Here is a 21,406-nt window from a genome sequence, read left to right on the forward strand (position 1 = left end):
TGTGCAAGTACTACTGCAGTAGGCTTAACGAGATTAACGCTGTAACCGATTAGTAGTTCGCTGACTATAGTTCACTGACTATAGTTCGCTCACTATAACTTAAAACCTGTATTCATAAGCTTAGGTTTTGAATACAGGCTCTTAAGGTTTAAGTTAAAGGGAGGTGACACCTAATTTATCCAATTGAGTTAATAAGGTAGCATAACAATTTTCAGATAATATAGCACGAACAGGAAGCACCCATATTGACAAACTATGAAGCATAGGATGTGCAGCCACCAAAGGGGCAACTTTCACCGCATCTTTGCTAGTAATCACAATAGGATAATCACTCAAAGATATAAAATCATTGACTGTAAACTGATGATGATCAGGCATCGGCTTTTCAATGACGTTATAACCCAAGGTTTTAAGCGTATTAAAAAAACGCTGTGGGTAACCTATGCCACTCATCCCATAAACTGTTTGTGGGCTTGAGTTAGTCTCTTTATTGACATTGCCACTGGTATTAATATTACCGCTTGCAACATTGTCATTTTTATTTTGATTAAAAAGAGGGACTAACTGGTCAGGTATAAGCGTCATTGTCAGTTTATTACTATCATCACTTGTATTTTTATCGTTTTTCTGTGGCGATTGCAAATGAGATAGGTTTGAAAAATGTGATGTCTTATCTGAAACAACTGTTTTAGAAGGGACTTGATTAGAAGAAGCATGACTAGAGGGGGCTTGATGATAAATAACAGTAGCGCCATTTAAGCGACTGATGGGCTCACGTAAAAAACCGGTTGGCAGAAGCTGCCGATTTCCAAACCCTCTGATGCTATCTACCACTATCCACTCTAGATCTCTTTGCAGTCTGTAGTGCTGAAGTCCATCGTCCGCTATTATTAACTGTGTCTCAGGGTAGTTTTTAAGTAAGCATTCAATCGCTTGTTGACGATTTGGACAGACACTCACCGGAGCCGATGTCTCACGAGCAATAAGGCAAGGTTCATCTCCGACATCTCTCGGTACGCTATTGACAGTTACCAATTGCGGCATCAAGACTGGATTACCCCCGTAACCACGGCTAATCACGCCGACGTTGATATTTTGAGAATTAAGATATGTCACCAGTTCAATAATTAGTGGGGTTTTGCCACTACCCCCTACTGTGATATTACCCACAACCAATACTGGTATAGGTGCATGATAGCTTTTAAACAGTCCGGATTGATACCCTATACGCCGAATATAGGTGACAAGCCCGTACAACCAACTCAGCGGCAGCATCAACCACAACCACCCACTCTGAGAGTGCCATGACTTAATCAGTCCCATCTCTACTTTTGAGCTGTGTGGTGATGACTTATCTTTCATTAGATTTATTTAGCATTAATAGCGTTATATTGTGCATCTGAGAAGTCTCTGGCATACATATGCGCATACTGACCTGACAACGCCATAAGCTCTTCATGACTACCTGATTCAATAATACGACCGCCATCCATCACTACGATTTTATCAGCCGATTCGATGGTGGTGAGACGGTGAGCAATGACTAAAGTGGTTCTATTTTGCATAACATTGTCTAGCGCTTGTTGAATATAATATTCAGATTCATTATCTAGTGCGCTAGTCGCTTCATCAAGCACTAATATAGGCGCATCCTTTAGTAAAGCCCGCGCTATTGACAATCTTTGACGCTGCCCACCAGACAATTGCAAGCCTTCTGCACCGATTGAGCTATCGTATCCCTCAGGCAGTTTCATAATGAAATCATGAGCGAATGCCGCTTTTGCAGCTTCAATGATTTGATCATCACTTTTATGTGCTAAGTCACCATAAGCAATATTGTGCCGTACCGTATCATTAAACAAGATGACTTGCTGATTTACCATAGCGATTTTAGATCTCAATGACGTCAATGAAATCTGATCGATGGGTATACCATCGATAAATATATTGCCGCTACTAGGGTCTAAGGTACGTGTTAATAAATTAACAAGAGTCGTTTTACCTGCCCCACTTTTACCCACAAATGCGACTGTCTCACCCGCTTTTATTGTTAGATTGAAGTTTGACAATGCTTGAGTACCATCTGGATACAGCATGGTTATATTATCAAAACGAATGTCGCCGTCTACCTTGTGTAAATTGCTTCCCGTATCTTCTTCTTCAGGCTCATCGAGTAATGCAAAGATAGAGTCTCCTGCTGCTATTCCCTTTTGTAGCTTCTGGTTAACATCTGTCAAATTTCGAACTGGCTTACTGAGTAAGCCTGCAGCGGTTAAATAGGCAATAAACTCACCGGCAGTGGTATTCGAGATAACTTCTGGACGTAAGGCTAGCCAAATAACGATAGACATGGCTGCTGCCATTAATAACTGTACAGCTGGCGTATTAATGCTGTTAGTCACAACAATTTTCATACCCTGCTTTAAGTTTTTTAAGGAAGCTTTCTCAAAGCGTGCTTGCTCATAAGATTGACCCCCATAATTTTTGACGACTTGATAGCCACCTATAATTTCATTAGTGATATGACTCACATCACCCATGGTCTTTTGAATACCTTTTGACAAATTCAGATAGCGTGACGATGCTTTTTGAATCAACCACAGTATAGGGGGCAACACTAAAAATAAAATTAACGTGAGACGCCAGTTTGAATACATCAAAAAGCCAAGTAATCCGAAAACCGTTAATCCATCGCGCAATATAGTTTTAACAGAGTCTGTGCTGGCCGCAGTTACCTGTTCAACATCAAAGATTAATTTGGATGAGATAGTCCCGGAAGGATTTTCTAAAAAAAAGGCGCTAGGTAGCTTTAAAAGCTTATCAAAAACTTCAACCCGCAATTGATACACTAAATTTCTTGAAATTAATGCTGAGAAATAGTTACCTAAAAAAGACCCTACTCCTCGTATAAAAAATAGAAGGATGATTAAAAAGGGGAATAAATTTCGTTGTTGTTGAGTACCGTTATTAATGGCATCAGTAATAAATTGAATTAACTTTGCGATACCAATTTCAGTTGCTGAATTGATTGAGAACCCAATAACTGTTAATCCAATAGCCCACCAATATTGTTTTACATAACCTAATAACCTAATATAGGTTTGTAAACCACTTGGCTTATCTAGACGATTCACAGCATTCGTAGATGGATTGCTTGAATTCTGATTAGAGGAAAACGTGGGCGATGCATCTGTGTCTGATGGTTTACTCATCATATGCCTTTTTTAGATTGCATTCTTAAAGCTATAGTTGCAGACGTTTATATTGACTAATATCGTTATGCTAGATAGATCAAACGCAGCAATTGAGGGTGATACTTGTTTAGAAAACAGTTATGATTCAAAATACTTTAAAAGGGCTTCTAACTCCTCAGGGCTGTGGAAAAATATTTCCATACTACCTTTGCCTCCCTTTTTTTGCTTTAACTTAACTGTCGCCCCTAAGTACTCTGATAGCTGCTGATTTAGTTTCTCAATTTCGATATTTGATGATGAAGACTCACGCTTATTATCTTTCTCTGGGTTCAAAATAGACTTAACCAATTTTTCAGCTTCACGAACCGTCATTGAGGCTTCGATAATTTTATGCGCGATAATAGGCTGTTGCTCTGAAGATAATGATAATAAAGCACGAGCATGCCCCATATCTAAATATCCATCATTTAATTGGGTTTTAACATCCTCATGCAAGTGGTTCAGTCTCAATAAGTTTGACACTGTGGTTCGCGCCTTCCCAACGACTTCAGCAATCATGGCATGGCTCATGCCAAATTCAGTATGAAAGCGCTGCAATGCGGCGGCTTGCTCAATAACCGAGAGATCTTCACGTTGTATATTTTCGATCAAAGCCAATGCGATGGCCAGCTCATCAGACAAAGCCCGCTCAATAGCGGGTATAGTAATCTGACCTGCCATTTTTGCTGCACGCCAACGCCGCTCGCCAGCAATAATCTCATGGGTTATTCGGTCCGAAGCTTTCTCTTCAGTTGCCAATAGTGGACGAATAACGATTGGCTGCATAACCCCATGTTGTTTAATAGACGACGCCAGTTCGCTTAGCGCCGTTTCACTCATATCCCGTCTAGGTTGATATTTTCCGGCTTGCAAACGCTCAACATCAATTTGCACCAATGTCATTTCATCTTCTGCATCGTCGTCATTCACTATCACGGAGCTAGACTCAAGATCACTATTTACAAGCTTTTTTCTAACGGGTGTTTTTTTCTGAGTATTAGCAACTTTAGTACTGCTTTTTTTGTCAGCCTGGTTATTATTAGCAGTTGGGGACTGAGCTGACGTTGAGTTGTCATCTTCAATACGCACATCATCGCGTAATGCAACCGCTGTAATTTCTTTTTCCTTTTTAATAGACCCGAGTAGAGCATCTAACCCTCGGTTTGCAGCTAATCCACGCTTTTTTGCCATGTCGGTTATCCTCTACTACCTGCTTACCTGATCTACAAATTTAAGTCTACAAATTTAAGATCACAAATGATGTCAATATTATTAAAAGAATAATTAAAAACTTAAAAAATATTTAAAAGCTGTTAAAAAAAGATGAGGTTAGATTATCATTCACTCATAAAGCGTATAACTATAGAATAAAACTAAAGTTAAAGAGTACAACTCGAACTAAATAGCCTTTAGATAAACGCTAATCTAGGGTCTGTTGAACACTCTAATGAGCCACCCTATTTAAGGGTTTATCATTTTAATGAATTGTGCAGCGCTTGCAAGCACAAACCTTGCTTATTCCATGAATTTATAAATCTGTACTCTATATAACCTTTAAGTCAATAATCTATTACATGAAAAAGATAATTAAAAGACGATAATTGAAAGGCAACAATTAAAACAACACCATTAACTATCCAATTTTAAGGATAATTGTCGACTTTGATTAACTATCTCCGTTGCCAACTTGCGATAAGCCTGAGCACCTTTTGAGCTTTTTTCATAGTCAATGACAGACATACCATGTGCGGGAGCTTCCGCCAAACGAACATTTCTTGGAATAATTGTTTTAAACATTAAGTCGCCAAAATGTGACTCAAGTTCAGCTGACACATCATTTGCTAAAGTATTGCGCGCATCAAATAACGTTCTTAATACGCCACGAATATGCAAGTGCGGATTGAGTTCTTTTAAGCGATCGATTGTTTGAGACAAATCTGCTAAGCCTTCAAGCGCATAATACTCACACTGCATGGGAATAATAACCCCTTGCGTGGCAACCATAGCATTGATGGTTAGTAAGTTTAAACTTGGCGCACAGTCAATTATAACGTAGTCATAGCCACCTAGGGACGTCATTGCCGTACTTAGCAGTAAGTGACTGTCACTTTTACCCATCAAAGTAATATCAATGCCCGATAGATCACGGTTTGCGCCAATAACATCGAATCCTGAAGGGCTAGAATAAATAGCTTTAGTAATATCAACACCATCTAATAAAACATCAGCGATACTAATTTCAAGACTTCTTTTCTCAAGACCGGTGCCTGATGTGGCGTTACCCTGAGGGTCTAAATCAATAAGTAATACTTTTTTGCGTCTGGCGTATAACGTTGCAGCCAGATTTACCGCTGTCGTAGTTTTACCCACACCGCCTTTTTGGTTTGCAATAGCCAGTATTTCCATAGGGGATACTCTAATACCTCAATAAAAGCAGGTTGTTTAAAATTATTTTATTTATCTCAGATTTAAATATGTCAGATTTATTTATGTCAGAATTTGTCGCAAATTAAACCAACGTATTCGGGGCCGATTTATTTATTTCAGTCTATACAGTTCAGTAATATGTCTGGTCTCATGCAAAAACGGCACCGTTAATGGTATATGACTGATCGCCCAATTTGTCTCTAAACTTTGAGTTTCCTTCTCATCTGGTACAAGCCCTTTCATTGCTTGCAAACAGCCATCTATAGCCATTCTAGGTGCCGCTGCTTCGACGAAGTCGTTCAAGCTTGCAAAAGCTCTTGACGTCACAACGGCAAACTTATCCGCTTCTTCAGGATTGAAGTTTTCAATACGGCTAGCGACAGGTGTTACATTACTGATATCAAGTTCTGTAATCAACTGTCTAATAAAACGAATCTTTTTTTGATTGCTATCAAGAACCGTCACTTCTCGATTTGGTTGACAAATTGCCACAATGACACCAGGCAATCCTGCTCCAGTACCGATATCTAGAAGACAACCTGTCCTAAGATAAGGTAAGATAGCCAAACAATCAAATACATGCTTGATTAAGGCCTCTTTCGGCTGCTTTATCGCAGTTAAATTATAGGCTTTATTCCAGAACAGAAGCTTATCTAAATATAATAGTAGCTGACGTTGTTGCTCAAAGTTGATATCTATCTTTAATTCTTCAATGGCCTGTAATAGCAACTCATTAAGCTCATTATATTGACTATGTATTACTTTAAATTCAGAGGTGTTCATCATTTATCGATACCATACTGTATTATAATATGGGCAAACTTTAAAATAATTTAGCCCTTTAAATTAGCAGGGCATTATAGCACGTTCCATATTTTTTGAGACGCAATCCCTACTTTATCCTGCGACAGTTTAGAATGAGACTGCGTAGCCATAACTCGGCTATTACTCAAATCAATGAGCGGTTCCCGAATCCACAGTTTGTATCTTAATTTGAGCCAATTATGCCTACCCCTAAATATACGCCTATTAAAGCGCCACACTCTAAAGACGCTACTAATAAGCAATTAAACAAAAAAACAAAGCATAAGTCGAAGCAAGTCCGCTCAACTCTTAATCCTGATATTGCTATCAATGAAGCACCCAGTAAAACGACATCGACTAAAAAAGCAATAGATATTCAAACGGTACAGCAAATCAAGCATAGCTGCAAAGTTATGTTTAAAAAACTAAAAAAACATACTGATGGTTCATCGTTGCCAACAACAACAGAAACGGCACCGAAATTAGATATCAGTTTTGGTCAAACCCGTGCCATTAATGCCTTAAAAACAGCGTTTGAAATTTCTGCAAATGGTTATCATGTTTTTGCAGTGGGTGAAAATGGACTTGGTAAACGCACCTTTATTACACAATATTTATCAAAACAGGGCCATAAACAAGCATCGATAGTGGACTGGATATATGTTTACAACTTTGCTCAGCCTTTAACCCCCCTTAGTATCGCATTAAAAGCAGGTAGCGCCGAGCAATTGGCTCAAGATATTATTGATATATGGCGAGAGCTTACTCAGGCTTTCGATCAGTTAAAAATACAATCACCTTTTATCTTTCAGTCAGTACATTTAAATTATTTAAACCATACCCATAGTGAAAAAATATCTATTTATAACGGTAAATACGGTGATAAGAATGATGATAACGAAACCAACTTAATACCGCTAAATCAAGCTGATATGACTCAAGAAATTGAGCGACTTCAACGCGTTGCCACCACTACAGCACAAGAACTTATTATACCTTTATTTGATAATTTAGTGGCTACCCATTTCGACAACCCCTCACTTATTACTTACTTAAATCAACTCAAAGATGACATGATTGCACATGCTTTCCCAATTTTGATGGGCAATGATGATCGTTTCCGTGTCAATACTCTTCAGTTGATCCCTGATCGCTACAATATTAATATTATTAACAGTCACTCTGCTTTTTATAAACTTAATGACCTTAATACCCTTAACAACCAGAGTTCAAGCAATTCAGTCACTCATTCCAAACCGCTTTACACCAAAGATGGGGCACCTATTATATTCGAAAATAACCCAACCATTAGTAGACTACTGGGTAATATTTATCAGACGACACAGTCAGGTACTGACATTTGCAATCATATGATGATTCAACCGGGTGCTCTGCATAAGGCTAATGGCGGCTATATCATCATTGATGCCCATCACTTAATTGAGCAACCAAAAGCATGGCATGAGCTTAAACTCATTATTCAAGCTGGCATCCTTTGTTTAGCCAATTACAATCAAAATAAAGAACAGACAACAATCCCTCTATTACCAGAACCTATTCCACTAAATGTAAAAGTTATCTTACTTGGTGATCCCGACTTATATGATCAGTTTGCTGAACATGATCCTGACTTTACAACTGTTTTTAAAATAAGAGCTGATTTTCATAACGAAGTGATTCGGAGTGCTGACAATGAGTTGAAAATGACCGGTAAAATGGCAGATATTATTCATAAATATCGATTAAAACATTTTGAAAATACTGCCCAAGCGTTAGTGATAGAACATTTGAGCTTGCAATGTGAAGATCAAAATAAACTGAGCCTGCATACTGATAGTATGATTCAGCTCATGCTGGAATCAAACCGGCAAGCCGATATTGACCACTCTACATTAGTGACTGCTCAGCACGTAAAGCAGGCTCTGACTGATATGCGCTATCGTTCAAGTTACCTAAAAGAGCTTTATTTACAAGAGATTACGAATGGTCAACAGCTGATTAGCACCTCAGGCACTGCCGTAGGTCAAATTAATGCGCTCACTATCATAGACTATGCAAATACTGAATTTGGCATGCCTGCGCTTTTAACAGCGGTCGTTCAACATAGTGTTGGTTCAGGAGATATATTAGATATTGAACGTGATGTTGAGTTAGGGGGTAGCTTACACGCTAAAGGAATGCTCATTATGAACAGCTACTTGCGTGCGTTATTTAGCCCTTACCAGCCTTTAAACTTTACAGCGTCATTGGCGTTTGAACAGAGCTATGCCCATATCGACGGTGACAGTGCAACGCTTGCCGAAGCTTGCGCCCTATTATCAGCTTTAGCGGACACTCCAATTACTCAGTCGTTAGGTATCACCGGCTCGATGAATCAGCTCGGTAGAGTTCAGGCGGTGGGCGGTATCAATGCGAAAGTAGCAGGATTTTTTGATGCCTGCTCCCATCAAGGGTTAACGGGTAACCAAGGCGTCATACTGCCCTATGCAAATATTACGCAATTGATGCTGCGCGATGATATTATTAAAGCTGTAGAAGCTGGGAAATTCCATATTTACGGGGTGAAAACGTTAAGCGAAGCGCTGACTATTTTGTCAAATAAACCGGTAGATACTACCAATAAAAAAGGCCACTATCGCAAATCCAGCCTATTTGGGAAGATTATTAACAACCTTAAAAAGTGGGAAGAGCAGCTCAACCCTCCTGAAGCACAAGAGGAGTCTGAACACGGAACTGAGGCTAAAAATAAGCGTTAAAATTAGCGTCTTTTGAGCAGATTGATAATAAGAAAAAGGACTAATTTCACATTTAATTTAATAAAATTGGCGTCAGCTATCGTATGCTATTGTAAAATGTGCTATTTTTTAGCTGTACTGTAATCACTATTACGAAATAGTCTATAAATTGATAATTATTCTTTTTGACAATGGGTAAGATATGGTCAGCAACATTAGAGCGGCAAATAAAACTACCAGTGCTACCAAAAAGGTTTCAAAAAAAGGAGCCAGTCAAGCATCAAGTAATAGTACTGCCACTACCGCTCGTCAATGGGAACTTCTTAACCAGTTGCAGCGAGGAAGCTGGCGAGGAACCCATCATTTGCATGAACAGTTAAGGTTGGCTAACTTTGATGTCAGTTTACGTACTGTGCAACGTGACCTAAATGCCTTAGCACAGCGCTTCCCCATTGAAAAAAATAATGCCAACCCACAAGGGTGGCGCTGGAAAGATGATGCGCCTGTCCAAAGCTTACCTCACATGAATTTGTCACAGGCAGTGGCATTTAGTATGGTTGAGGCCAATCTTTTACAGCTTTTACCGCCCGCTATATTAGATGAACTTAGACCTTGGTTTGATCTGGCACGGCGTCAACTAAAAAATAGTAAAATCACCCATAACTGGCTAGATCGCGTTCGTATCGAGCCTGCCACACAACCGCTAATCGCACCAAAAATACGCCGAGAATGTCAAGATTCTATTTATCAAGCTATCTTTTATGAACACCAAATTACCGCCAGCTATACCCGCCGCAATAATGATAACCCAGGCTTATACCGATTAAATCCCATCGCTATTATTCAACGTGGTGTTGTAATATACCTTTTAGCGACTAAAATTGGGGATCCTAAAGAAATAATTCGCACCTTTGCTTTGCACCGCTTTACAGACGTGACAGTAGAAAACTCTACCACTGTTATACCCGATGGCTTTGATTTAAACACATATCTGGACTCTGGAGGCATGGGATTTGCCCATTTCTTATTTAAAGACCTGCCTGATCACGGCAAAAATACCAAAGTTAAATTAGTGTTTGAAGGAAAAGCCGCTACCAGTTTAATTGAAAGTCGTCTCAGTGAGGATCAGGTTGTGATTGAAAATGAAGACGACAATACTCAAACTATCACGGCTACAGTCAATCTGACATCTCAAATAGTCTGGTGGCTTCGTGGATTTGGCAAAAAATTAATTCACATCGAACCCAAGATCTTAGCACAAGCTGTTAATGAGGATGATCCTGAAATCTAGTTAGGGCGTGTGGAACATTCGACCATGGCACTGGCGGAGACTATTTTTTAGTCAATATGCAGTGAAATTTTTGACGCTTAGTCATTCTAAGTTAGAAAATTTCGCCATATATTGGCAAAAAAGAGTCCCGCCCCTTCGGGCTGATACTAAAATCGCCCCAGACGTTGTTACAAACCTAGCCAAGGTCTAGACATTAGCGTCAGTTTGCGCCTAGTCTGGAACGATTTTAGCTATCAGCAGTGCTAATTTGCGAATGTTCCACACGCCCTAGTTTTTAACGTACTATTTTTTCACTCATCACTTATCTCGTAATTATTTTAGTATATTGATATGTCTATCTAAGACGGGTTAAAGCCGAAGACTTTGACGACGATTGATATATCTTAAATGACTCTTTGACAACTTCTTAACGGCAGAGATTAGGTGCAAAAATACTGTTTGGTGAATAAAATAGTCTCTAAGCTATTATTTAAATCACTTCTATAATGCTATAATCTTTAGCAGCCCCCTATTTACAAACTCATACTATATCAAATCTAAAATTAAACCCCTTATTATATTATTATTAATACGACATCTCATTGGTTTAGCGTGTCTGACCTAACTTAGCGATGAGATAGTTTTATTTCAGATTTGATATGTTTTAAGTCATTAACCACTAGGAGTTTCATTTGGCCTCTACATCCACCTCTACAGCTAAAACGGTTGACCTTAGTGATCCTAATCCCCCCTCTTTTGTAGATAACAGTATCGCTGAATCAAATCTACTTAGTGAGTTGCCGATACAAGGCAGCACATTATTATTTGGACTAAATTTTAAATATACTAAAATCCAAAAAAAGGGGTTAATTAACCGACTTAAAGGTAATAAACAAACGCTCGATATAGATTTATCATGTGTGCTTTATGACAAAAACCGACAAGTTGTAGATACTGTCTGGTTTAAACAACTAAGAGATGAGTCTTCCGCTATTCGCCATCAAGGGGATAGCTTAAATGGTAAAGACAGAGGCGCCTCTGCTGAATTAGACCGCAATGTAGATGTGGAAACGATCGAGTTACGATTATCACGCCTGCCAAAAACTGTCTCTCATATTGCGCTATTACTCTCTTCGTACTATGACTATCCTTTAAAATCTGTGGAACGAGGCAACGTCTATATCAGCGATGATGAAGGCAATGAAGTATTTAGCTCAGATTTAACCCTCCTAAATCACGATAGCTCTGCTTTATGTTTGGCGATATTAAGTCGAGAACTGGGTGAATGGCGACTAACAATAAAAGAACTTCGTTTAAACAGTCCTAAAATGGAAGAAATGACGCAGCAAGTATCGCATGAGCTATCTCGTCTATATGTATAACACCAATATGTATAACGACAATATGTTTAATGCCTTAATGTTAAATCGTCATTGATTTAAACAACCCATACTTAACATATCTGCTGAACGACTTCATTTCGCCCTACCTAACCAGTTGTTTCTAACATAAAATGAGACTACATGGGGCACCTTTAAGCTAAAAGATAAGGTAAAAGTTAATCTAAAAAAATAGGAATAAAAATAGGATTAAACACACCTTCTGTTTAATCCTATTTTTGTATAGCACTGTTCCAATAGAGGGTTTATTTAAGCAAAACATCCAAAGATATGGAGTTAATACAGGTTCTACGCTTGCCAACTATAGTTTTGAAGACTGAAGTTTTAAATACGGTCATTTAAGCACTGCTATTACAAATGTTCACCACAGTGTGGGCAATAATTCTTCTTATCAATTTCAGCGATTCTCTCTTCATACTCTTTTTCTCTGAGTAACTGCAAAATTACCTCATCTGCTTGTTCTTTCGTGAGTCCCAGCTCACGTCTAACTTTATCCACTTTGTATCTATCCTTAATAAGATCCATGTGTTCATCCTCAAGCAGTAACTCAAGAAATCTTTGCTCCATCTGCTCTCGTCTTTGCTCAAGCTCAGACGCCAATCCTGACGCTAAGATACCAGCAGGTAACGCCGCTAAACCTACGCCTAATATAGTAATCACGGCACCCAAAAACTTACCTAAGGTCGTTACTGGAATCACGTCTCCATAACCTACGGTGGTTAAAGTGACGACTGCCCACCACATAGACTTAGGAATAGACTCAAACACTTCTGGCTGAGCCTGATTCTCAACCACATAAATACCGCTCGAAGCCGTTACTATCATAATTATAAGAATAAAAATGACGGCTTTGAAAGATTCTTTTTCTTTATGAAGTACGACCAGCAAAATTCGCATCGCCGCAAAGTAGCGGGTCAACTTCAGCAGTCTGAATAGCCTTAATACCCTTAAAAAACGCAGATCGACTGTCAAGAAGAAATTTAAAAAAGCAGGTACGATTGATATTAAATCAATGATTGCACCAGGACTTCTCACCCAAATCCAACGCTTTCTCCAGTTAGATTTGTTTTGATACACTCCTGTGTCACGTTCCGCAATGGACCAAAGTCTTAATATGTACTCTAAAGAGAAAATCACAATCGATAAATCTTCAAAGGCAGCAAATAAATGCTGATTTGGAAAATACCATCGATCTACAGACTCCGCTATTACCGCAGAGACATTTAGTATAATGAGAAGAATTAAAAACTTATCGACAAATTTACTTAAATGGGATTGATATAACTCATTCTCAATAATATCGAAAGTCTTTGCTCGAAGTTGCTTATATATCTTACTATTAATCATAATGGCTTTTATTTCTTAAAGACTCAGGTCATATTATTATAGAGTACAGTTTATCGTTATACTATTCGGGTTTAAAATAATTAAAATAACAGGCGTGGTAAAACTAAAAAAGCTTTCAACCTGATGGACAGTTGAAAGCTTCATAGTATATAGGTTAGGGTTTATTATCGTTTATGAATTAAATCATAACCTGTCTATAACTCAGAATCTGACTATCAAATTAAAATACGTCTAGGATCTGCCAACAGCTTAGCAATGTAGCGTGTAAATACTGCTGCATCGGCACCATTGATGACTCTATGATCATACGATAGGGACAAAGGTAACATCAATCGTGGTTCAAAGTTTTGTGACTCTTCATTCCATCGAGGCTGCATAGAAGCTTCAGAAACGCCTAAAATGCCAACTTGAGGCCAATTTACCAAGGGTGTGAAGTATGTCCCACCAAGGTTACCTTGACTTGAAATGGTAAAGCTTGCCCCTTGAAGATCCTTAGTACCTAGTTTCTTATCCCGAGCCTTAGCAGCCAACTCGCCAATTTCAATAGCGATTTGCTTAATACCTTTATCTTGAGCATTTTTAATAACTGGAACTATCAACCCATCGTCTGTGGCCACCGCAATACCCATGTTGACAGTTTGTCTGATATGAATCTGAGTATTATCGTCACTAAGATGACTGTTAAACCTTGGATATTGCATTAAGGCATAGGCGGTTGCTTTAACAATAAATGCTAAAATCGTTAAACCAATACCTTCCGCCTTAAACTCTGCTTTAAGCGCTTTTCGTAACGTTTCAGTTTCAGTTATATCAGATAAATCAAACTGAGTAACTTGAGGAAGATAGGTATTGTAGTTTAGCTGAGGGATAGAGACCTTTTGTAGACGGCTTAAATCTTGAGTTTCAATATTGCCCCAAATCTCCGAATTACTCATGTCAGGTAAGTTAGGTAGACCAGAAACTGCTGCTTTAGAGGGAGCACTTGAAGCACTAGACACTGCACTCAAACGTGATTTTACAAAGTCAAAAATATCTTCTTTAACAATACGTTGATTAATCGCTGAGCCTTTGACTTGGGAGATATCAACCCCAAGTTGACGCGCCATTTTACGAACTGCAGGACCTGCATAGACATCAGCTAATTTAGAATTTACCTCAGACTCACTTAATTTAGATGAATCTTGGTTATTTGCACCATGATTATCCGACGATTTTGCATTAACTTTATTCGTATCACTTTGCGAGGCTTTAGCTTGACGATCACTTTGTTGGTCAGAGCTATTATTACCAGAAGTAGCATTGTCATCGTCGTTGTTGGACGCGGCGCCATCGTTTCCTTGTGACTGCTTTTTAGAGCGGGTATTATCACTGCCCTTAGTACCCTTAATCACAATAAAATCTTGCCCATTAGCAACCGTATCACCCGCTTTTACCAATAGCTTTTCGACAATGCCTGATACCGGTGAGGGCACTTCAACGGATGCTTTGTCTGATTCAATCAAAAGTAGGGACTGTTCAGCGTCAATTTCATCACCCACTTCGACCATTACTTCAGCGACTTCAGCCTCCTCTACCCCTAAATCAGGTAATGGGTAGGTTGTTGAGGTGGACTCTGATTGACGAGATTCTGAACGGTCATTAGACGACTCATTTGAAGTTTGGTCACTATCATCCTGTTGCTGTTCTGTTGCTTGACGCTGTGCTGCATCAGCATTGGATTGTTGGTTGCCTAACTTTTGATTGTCTGACTTTTGGATGTCAGACTGTTGAGATTGAGAAGACTCAGGATTGGCACTGTTAGCAGCAGTATTAGATGAGTTGTCCCCCTCTACATCAGCGTCAAGCTCAATCAATACGGAACCTTCTGATACTGTATCACCCACTGAAACCGAAATTTTAGTTACGGTACCACTGGCTGAACTAGGGACTTCAACTGACGCCTTATCAGACTCAAGCAAAACTATATTATCATCTTCAGTGATCTTGTCACCTACTGAGACCATTATCTCACTGACTTCGGCGCTTTCAACGCCTAAATCTGGGGTTTTAATTTCCATGTTTATTCTCCAGCTTTTATTATTTTTAGATTCGAGATTCTTAGATTAGTATTTATTTGAATATTGATTCTTAATTTACTGATTATTAATTGATTGATTGAAATAGATATCATCGTTTACAAAATAGTTTCTATTCATCAACATCATTGTCATTTAAGAACTTAGCATCAAATGAATCTTCAGCGCGTCCTTCATCTCTAATCTCGTCATCATCTTCTTCATCAATCTCTGGTACTGGATTTGGATTAATATTATCTGGAGCTGGAGCATCAGGGAAATGATCATATTGAGGCTGGGGCTGCCAAGCAGGGGGTTGATCAATATCAATACCGAGACTGGTGATGGCATCCTTAACCAAACGCATTTCAACTTCCCCTTCATCTGCCAGACGTTTTAAGGTCGCTACAACGATATGTTCAGCGTTGACATGGAAAAAATTGCGTAATTGAGCACGGCTATCAGAGCGTCCATAGCCATCTGTACCTAATGTAGAATAAGGACGATTGTCTGGCAACCAACCTCTAATTTGCTCAGAATAATTGCGCATATAATCTGTCGCAGCTACGATAACACCATCGTGCTTAGCCAACTGCTCAGTTACCCATGGCACCTTTTCTTCATCCATTGGGTGTAAGCGATTGTAGTCATCACATGCCATTCCATCACGAGTGAGCTCATTAAAGCTGGTGACGCTCCAGACATTTGCACTAACATTAAACTCTTCGAATAATATCTGAGCCGCTTTTTGTACTTCGCGTAATATTGTGCCTGAACCTAATAGCTGAACATGAGCGCTGGCTTGATCTTGACTATTGTCTTCTAACAAATACATACCCCGTTTTATACCTTCTTCCACACCTTCAGGCATAGCAGGCTGTTCGTAATTTTCATTCATTAAAGTAATATAGTAATAAATGCGCTCACCTTCAGCATACATACGGCGTAAGCCATCATGCATAATAACAGCCAATTCATAGCCGTAACATGGGTCATAACTAACACAGTTGGGCACTGTGCCGAATAGTATATGCGAATGACCGTCTTGATGTTGCAGTCCTTCACCGTTTAAAGTAGTACGACCAGCAGTCCCGCCTAATAAGAAGCCTTGAGCCTGACAGTCGCCTGCCGCCCAAGCAAGATCACCGACACGTTGAAATCCAAACATTGAATAGTAAATATAAAGCGGTATCATCGGCAAAGCGTTGGTCGAATAGCTGGTGGCTAGCGCAATCCAAGCACTCATAGCGCCTGCTTCGTTAATGCCTTCTTCAAGCATATGTCCATCTTGGGCTTCTTTATAGCCCATCAAAGCCTCATTATCCTCAGGGGTATATTTTTGGCCAGCAGACGAATAAATACCAAGCTGACGGAACAACCCTTCTAGACCAAAAGTACGGGCTTCATCGGGTACTATCGGCACGACGCGATCTTGAATATCTTTATTTTTGAGCATAGCAGCAAGTAAGCGAACAAATACCATGGTAGTAGACTGCTTCTTACCGTTACTGCCTTGCAATACCTTATCAAAAATAGATAAATCAGGAATATTTAGCGGAATATGTCCACTACGTCTATTCGGTAAATGACCCCCCAATGACTCACGGCGACCCCGTAAATACTTCATTTCAGGCGAGTTTTCAGCGGGTTTATAAAATGGTAGGGTTTCTAATTCTTCATCACTAAATGGCAAATCAAATCGATCGCGGAAATACTGCAATCCTTCTTTATCAAGTTTTTTAATTTGATGCGCTTTATTAACCGCTTGGGCCTGAGACGATAGTCCGTATCCTTTAACCGTCTTAACCAGAATAACTGTCGGCTGACCTTTGGTTTTCATCGCCTCACTAAATGCTGCATATACCTTGATCGGGTCATGTCCACCGCGGTTAAGTCTTTGTATGTCTTCATCCGTTAACTCTTTTGCCATGTCAGCCAATTCGGGATACTTACCAAAAAACTCTTCACGAGCAAAGCTTCCATCCCTAGCTTCATACAGCTGATATTCACCATCAACCGTTTCAGCCATGCGTCTTTTTAGGGCACCTGAATGATCTTTATCCAATAGACTGTCCCATCGACCGCCCCAGATGACTTTTATGACTCGCCAACCAGCACCACGGAATACAGACTCAAGCTCTTGAATAATCTTACCATTACCACGGACTGGACCATCAAGACGCTGTAAATTACAGTTGACGACCCATATTAGGTTGTCAAGTTTTTCACGACCTGCCAAGGAGATTGCCCCTAGACTTTCTGGCTCGTCAGTTTCGCCATCTCCTAAGAACGCCCAAATCTTACGACCTTCCTCCTCAAGCAGACCTCGGTTTATCATATAGTTATGGACGTGAGCATGATAAATTGACATGATAGGACCTAAACCCATTGAAACAGTAGGAAACTGCCAATAGTCAGGCATTAAATAAGGATGGGGGTAGCTTGATAAGCCCTTACCACCCACTTCTCGACGAAAGTTTTCTAATTGCTCTTCAGTAAGACGACCTTCTAAATAAGAACGGGCATAGATGCCTGGAGCTGAGTGACCTTGATAATAGATCATATCGCCGCCGAAATGATCACTTGCTGCACGAAAAAAATGGTTAAAGCCCGTTTCATACAAGGTAGCACTAGAAGCAAAAGTCGCTAAGTGACCGCCTAAGTCATCTTCATTTTTATTTGCACGCATCACCATGGCCAATGCATTGTAGCGCACTAACGCTCTAATTTTTCTCTCTATACCTAAATCACCTGGATAGACAGGCTCATCTTCCACAGGAATTGTATTTATATAGGCAGTATCTAGACGGTTAAAAGGTAATCCTTCTTGTACTGCCATGTTATACAATGCTTTAAGCAAAAACTGGGCACGTTCCTTGTCCGTATGCTTAATAACTGATTCAAACGCATCAAGCCACTCTTGAGTTTCAGTATGATCAGCATCATTATAATAATTCATATTTTATATCCTTTAATTTTATTTTAGATTCATTTTACCTTGCATGTCTTTAAACTCACTTATATATAATATAGACTTAACGTCTTTAATATGAGTTAACACTTGTAGCGCTTATTATAACGTTATTTATAATGGTTACCTATCTCTCAAATAAAATGGGGTTGATATCTGTATTTATATACTAAATAGTGCACGGAAAAATATGAAATATGGTATTAATATTGCACTATTGAGGTTAGGTTGCCCTAATACACTGCCAACTCTTTTTATTAAGAGGACGTTTTATTAGGGCGTGTGGAACATTCGACCATGGCACTGGCGGAGACTATTTTTTAGTCAATTTGCAGTGAAATTTTGACGCTTAGTCATTCTAAGTTAGAACCCTAAATTTTTAAAAGCCGCCATATATTGGCAAAAAAAGTCACGCCCTCACTCGAGCATAGCTCTCGCCTTGCGAACGGGCAAAGCAGTGCTTTGCTTAATCCGTTCTCAGGGCTGATGCTAAGTTGCGAATGTTCCACACGCCCTATTGTAATATCCTGCAGGATCTAAATAATATTTTTAATTTAGAACTGGTATATATTTTCGAGAGTTAGAAGATTATTAGTCTAATATTTAAACCTATATCAAATCTAAATTTGACCTATCGAAGATAGTCGAGTGTGACGACTATGACTACTGTGATATGAATAGTCGGTGCAGTGAATCTGACCGAGTCTAACAACGATAGGTTATTTTGTTGAAAAGGTATTATATAATCAGTAGTAGATGCTTATTAGTGTAAAGGGTCTAATGAATATTTTAAAAATGAGAACTCCACCAGTAACAGGTTTAAATACTCATTAGCGCTAAGCTCACAACAAGTCTATTAAGGAGTTTATTTTGACCCTAGTCAATTCAAGCAAAGTCTTATTTATTAAGGCACTATTTTGCAAGGCAATGCGGCTAAGTTTATCGCTAACTATGGCAGTTGTTATTAAAACCTGTCTTTTGGATTCGAGTGTTGTAAAAGAAAAGCTGCTAAACAAAGGGCTGCTTATTAAAATGTCATCTATTAAAATGTCATCTATTAAAATGTCATCTATTAAAAGGACACCTATTAAAAGGGCATTAATTAAAAGGGCTCCAAAATCATTGATAAACTTCGTACCTCTTTCCAGTCATATTTTATCAAGAGCGCTGCCCGTCAAGTGTTTTTTTCAAACCATTGTTTTGGGTAGCACCTTTTCATTGTTCATTCTTCCTTTGCCAGCAATGGCTGAAGATGCTTTAAAAATGACACTAACTGCCAGCAAAGTTATGGTGGATAACCAAGGTAATCAGGTATTTATTCCTGTTAATACTGCAAAAGTTGGCACACTTATTCAATATAAAGCAACGTATAGTAATACCTTGGATACCTCGCTTCAAAACACGATGATTACCTTACCGATTCCTGCCAATACTCAGTTTACAGGTGAGGCCTTCCCGCCAAGCGCTCAAGCTTCAATTGACTATTACAACTACCAAGATTTACCTTTGATGCGGAAGATCAATGGCAAGATGGTTGCTATACCTCTTTCAGAATACAAATCTCTGCGTTGGAACATTAAATATATACCGCCAAAAAAATCAGTCAAGGTAGCGTTCAATACCATTGTTAACTAGTCATTATTTGCTTAGCGTTATTAACTATGAATGGTTAGCTAGGAAGGTTAATATTTAGCGTTTTGGTTTCTTATACACAATCTTGAAGTTAACCTATCTTGAAATTAACCTATATAGGGAAATAATTATAAACGCTACAGACATTAGATGTGATGAACCTGATCGAACCTGTTATGGATAAGTCATGTATTAAAAGGGTTTATCCAAACAAAAATGACCTATCAATAAAGTCAATAGGTCATTTTCATGGGAATAAGTGATAACAATTTATTGAATATGATGATTTGAACATAATATAAACAATACACTCTAATCAAGACGATGCTCAAGCTTTAAGTAATCCTCAGATTGCATCTCTAATAATCTTGAACGGGTTCTCTCAATTTCAAAGGCAAGCTTCTCACCCTGATACAACTCCAAAATACTTTGTTCCGCTCTCACCAACAGCTTCACACGGCGATCATAAAACTCATCGACTAAATAAATAAACCGACGAGTAGGATCTCGCAGCAGATCAGATAATGCCGGTACATTATCGACCAATACCGTTGTAAAATTATTGGCAATTTCAATAAAGTCGTTTGCTGATCTGGGTTCCATACACAGTTGGCGGAAATCACAATAGAGTACGGTATTGGTTCGAGCATTCACTTTAATTTCACGACCATTAATAATAATAGGCTCTTTGGTGATCTTCTGATTATTGACAATAGTAGCAAAGCGGTTAGCAAGCCAATGACTGTTCTCTTTAGTTAGCGGATAGATATAAAGCTCTGCCTGTTGCAACAAACGTAAGCGATAGTCGATACCCGAATCTATATTCATTACCGTGGTATGTTTTTCAAGCTCTTGAATGGCTGGCATAAAACGATCTCGATGCAGACCATCTTTATATAATCCTGAAGGCTCGATATTTGATGTAGCGACTAGGGTAATTCCTCGTCTAAATAACATCGTGAACAAGTCACCTAAAATCATGGCGTCGGATACATTTGATACGAAGAATTCATCAAAACAAATAAGTATTGCTTCTTCATGAATAATATCAGCCACTTTTTCTAAAGGATCACTACTGCCCTGTAATTTGTTTAACTCTTTATGGACACGCTGCATAAAATGATGGAAATGCATCCGCATCTTGCGCCTTAAAGGAATAGACTCGTAAAACATGTCCATCATCCATGTTTTGCCACGCCCTACCCCGCCCCACATATATAAGCCTTTTGGGGGGACTGGGTCTGACTTTAAAAAACTAAATATCCCTTTTTTTTCTTTATTATTTTCGAGCAATTGGTGATACACGCCATCAAGATAGGACATGGCTTCATGCTGAATAGGGTCAGCGTTAAATTCATCAGTATCAATAGCGGCTTCGTATCGCTGTAACGGGGTTTTATTCATATTCGATCAATCACTTTTAATAGTATTTTTAATTGTATAAGGTCAACAAGTAACGTCTCTAAATTAAATCTAGGTGTATAACTTGTTGTTATTTATTTAAATTTTAAAATAATTTTTTGCACATTAGGA

Annotated in this window: 13 protein-coding genes; 4 read left to right on the forward strand and 9 right to left on the reverse strand. The window is 38.9% G+C overall.

The features are described from left to right. Positions 1-153 precede the first annotated feature (153 nt). The 5 genes from lpxK to rsmG form a co-directional block, all read right to left on the reverse strand. Entirely contained in the window at positions 154-1,362 is a 1,209-nt protein-coding gene (gene lpxK, locus AC2SLT_RS08090) for a tetraacyldisaccharide 4'-kinase (protein WP_486547147.1), read from the reverse strand. A 5-nt stretch (positions 1,363-1,367) separates the two neighbouring features. Continuing rightward, the gene (msbA, locus tag AC2SLT_RS08095) at positions 1,368-3,212 is read right to left on the reverse strand and encodes a lipid A export permease/ATP-binding protein MsbA (RefSeq protein ID WP_486547148.1); all 1,845 of its coding nucleotides are present in this window, start codon (positions 3,210-3,212) and stop codon (positions 1,368-1,370) included. Positions 3,213-3,332: 120 nt separating this feature from the next. Further along, positions 3,333-4,424 (reverse strand): ParB/RepB/Spo0J family partition protein, encoded by a 1,092-nt coding sequence (locus AC2SLT_RS08100; protein WP_486547149.1) that lies wholly within the window; start codon positions 4,422-4,424, stop codon positions 3,333-3,335. A gap of 438 nt (positions 4,425-4,862) precedes the next feature. Beyond that, positions 4,863-5,639, reverse strand: coding sequence for a ParA family protein (locus AC2SLT_RS08105; RefSeq protein WP_486547151.1), 777 nt, complete (start codon positions 5,637-5,639; stop codon positions 4,863-4,865). Positions 5,640-5,771: 132 nt separating this feature from the next. Continuing rightward, entirely contained in the window at positions 5,772-6,446 is a 675-nt protein-coding gene (gene rsmG / locus AC2SLT_RS08110) for a 16S rRNA (guanine(527)-N(7))-methyltransferase RsmG (protein WP_486547152.1), read from the reverse strand. A gap of 218 nt (positions 6,447-6,664) precedes the next feature. On the opposite strand from rsmG, the gene AC2SLT_RS08115 reads away from it, so the two are divergent. From AC2SLT_RS08115 to AC2SLT_RS08125, 3 genes are all read left to right on the forward strand, one after another. Further along, the gene (locus tag AC2SLT_RS08115) at positions 6,665-9,220 is read left to right on the forward strand and encodes a Lon protease family protein (RefSeq protein ID WP_486547153.1); all 2,556 of its coding nucleotides are present in this window, start codon (positions 6,665-6,667) and stop codon (positions 9,218-9,220) included. A 181-nt stretch (positions 9,221-9,401) separates the two neighbouring features. Next, the gene (locus AC2SLT_RS08120; RefSeq protein ID WP_486547154.1) at positions 9,402-10,490 is read left to right on the forward strand and encodes a helix-turn-helix transcriptional regulator; all 1,089 of its coding nucleotides are present in this window, start codon (positions 9,402-9,404) and stop codon (positions 10,488-10,490) included. 671 nt (positions 10,491-11,161) lie between these two features. Continuing rightward, positions 11,162-11,851 carry a TerD family protein gene (locus AC2SLT_RS08125; protein ID WP_486547155.1) on the forward strand — a complete coding sequence of 230 codons (690 nt, stop codon included), beginning with the start codon at positions 11,162-11,164 and terminating at the stop codon, positions 11,849-11,851. Between the two features lie 369 nt (positions 11,852-12,220). On the opposite strand, the gene AC2SLT_RS08130 is transcribed toward AC2SLT_RS08125, so the two are convergent. The 3 genes from AC2SLT_RS08130 to aceE form a co-directional block, all read right to left on the reverse strand. Further along, positions 12,221-13,216, reverse strand: a complete 996-nt coding sequence (locus AC2SLT_RS08130; RefSeq protein WP_486547156.1) for an ion transporter — start codon at positions 13,214-13,216, stop codon at positions 12,221-12,223. A gap of 215 nt (positions 13,217-13,431) precedes the next feature. Then, positions 13,432-15,273, reverse strand: coding sequence for a 2-oxo acid dehydrogenase subunit E2 (locus AC2SLT_RS08135; protein ID WP_486547157.1), 1,842 nt, complete (start codon positions 15,271-15,273; stop codon positions 13,432-13,434). Positions 15,274-15,403: 130 nt separating this feature from the next. Beyond that, on the reverse strand, positions 15,404-18,229 hold the full coding sequence (gene aceE / locus AC2SLT_RS08140; protein ID WP_486547158.1) for a pyruvate dehydrogenase (acetyl-transferring), homodimeric type: 2,826 nt from the start codon (positions 18,227-18,229) through the stop codon (positions 15,404-15,406). An 882-nt stretch (positions 18,230-19,111) separates the two neighbouring features. On the opposite strand from aceE, the gene AC2SLT_RS08145 reads away from it, so the two are divergent. Then, complete coding sequence (locus AC2SLT_RS08145; protein ID WP_486547159.1) at positions 19,112-19,876, forward strand: hypothetical protein; 765 nt, start codon at positions 19,112-19,114, stop codon at positions 19,874-19,876. A 309-nt stretch (positions 19,877-20,185) separates the two neighbouring features. Here AC2SLT_RS08145 and zapE read toward each other — a convergent pair whose 3' ends face one another. Then, positions 20,186-21,277, reverse strand: coding sequence for a cell division protein ZapE (zapE, locus tag AC2SLT_RS08150; protein ID WP_486547160.1), 1,092 nt, complete (start codon positions 21,275-21,277; stop codon positions 20,186-20,188). Positions 21,278-21,406: the final 129 nt, after the last annotated feature.

The organism is Psychrobacter sp. CX18, assembly GCF_057396215.1.

Excerpts from the sequence above, each read along its gene's own strand:
- lpxK (WP_486547147.1), bottom strand. The coding sequence starts at position 1,362 with ATGAAAGATAAGTCATCACCACACAGCTCAAAAGTAGAGATGGGACTG.
- msbA (WP_486547148.1), bottom strand. The coding sequence starts at position 3,212 with ATGAGTAAACCATCAGACACAGATGCATCGCCCACGTTTTCCTCTAAT.
- AC2SLT_RS08100 (WP_486547149.1), bottom strand. The coding sequence starts at position 4,424 with ATGGCAAAAAAGCGTGGATTAGCTGCAAACCGAGGGTTAGATGCTCTA.
- AC2SLT_RS08105 (WP_486547151.1), bottom strand. The coding sequence starts at position 5,639 with ATGGAAATACTGGCTATTGCAAACCAAAAAGGCGGTGTGGGTAAAACT.
- rsmG (WP_486547152.1), bottom strand. The coding sequence starts at position 6,446 with ATGATGAACACCTCTGAATTTAAAGTAATACATAGTCAATATAATGAG.
- AC2SLT_RS08115 (WP_486547153.1), top strand. The coding sequence starts at position 6,665 with ATGCCTACCCCTAAATATACGCCTATTAAAGCGCCACACTCTAAAGAC.
- AC2SLT_RS08120 (WP_486547154.1), top strand. The coding sequence starts at position 9,402 with ATGGTCAGCAACATTAGAGCGGCAAATAAAACTACCAGTGCTACCAAA.
- AC2SLT_RS08130 (WP_486547156.1), bottom strand. The coding sequence starts at position 13,216 with ATGATTAATAGTAAGATATATAAGCAACTTCGAGCAAAGACTTTCGAT.
- AC2SLT_RS08135 (WP_486547157.1), bottom strand. The coding sequence starts at position 15,273 with ATGGAAATTAAAACCCCAGATTTAGGCGTTGAAAGCGCCGAAGTCAGT.
- aceE (WP_486547158.1), bottom strand. The coding sequence starts at position 18,229 with ATGAATTATTATAATGATGCTGATCATACTGAAACTCAAGAGTGGCTT.
- zapE (WP_486547160.1), bottom strand. The coding sequence starts at position 21,277 with ATGAATAAAACCCCGTTACAGCGATACGAAGCCGCTATTGATACTGAT.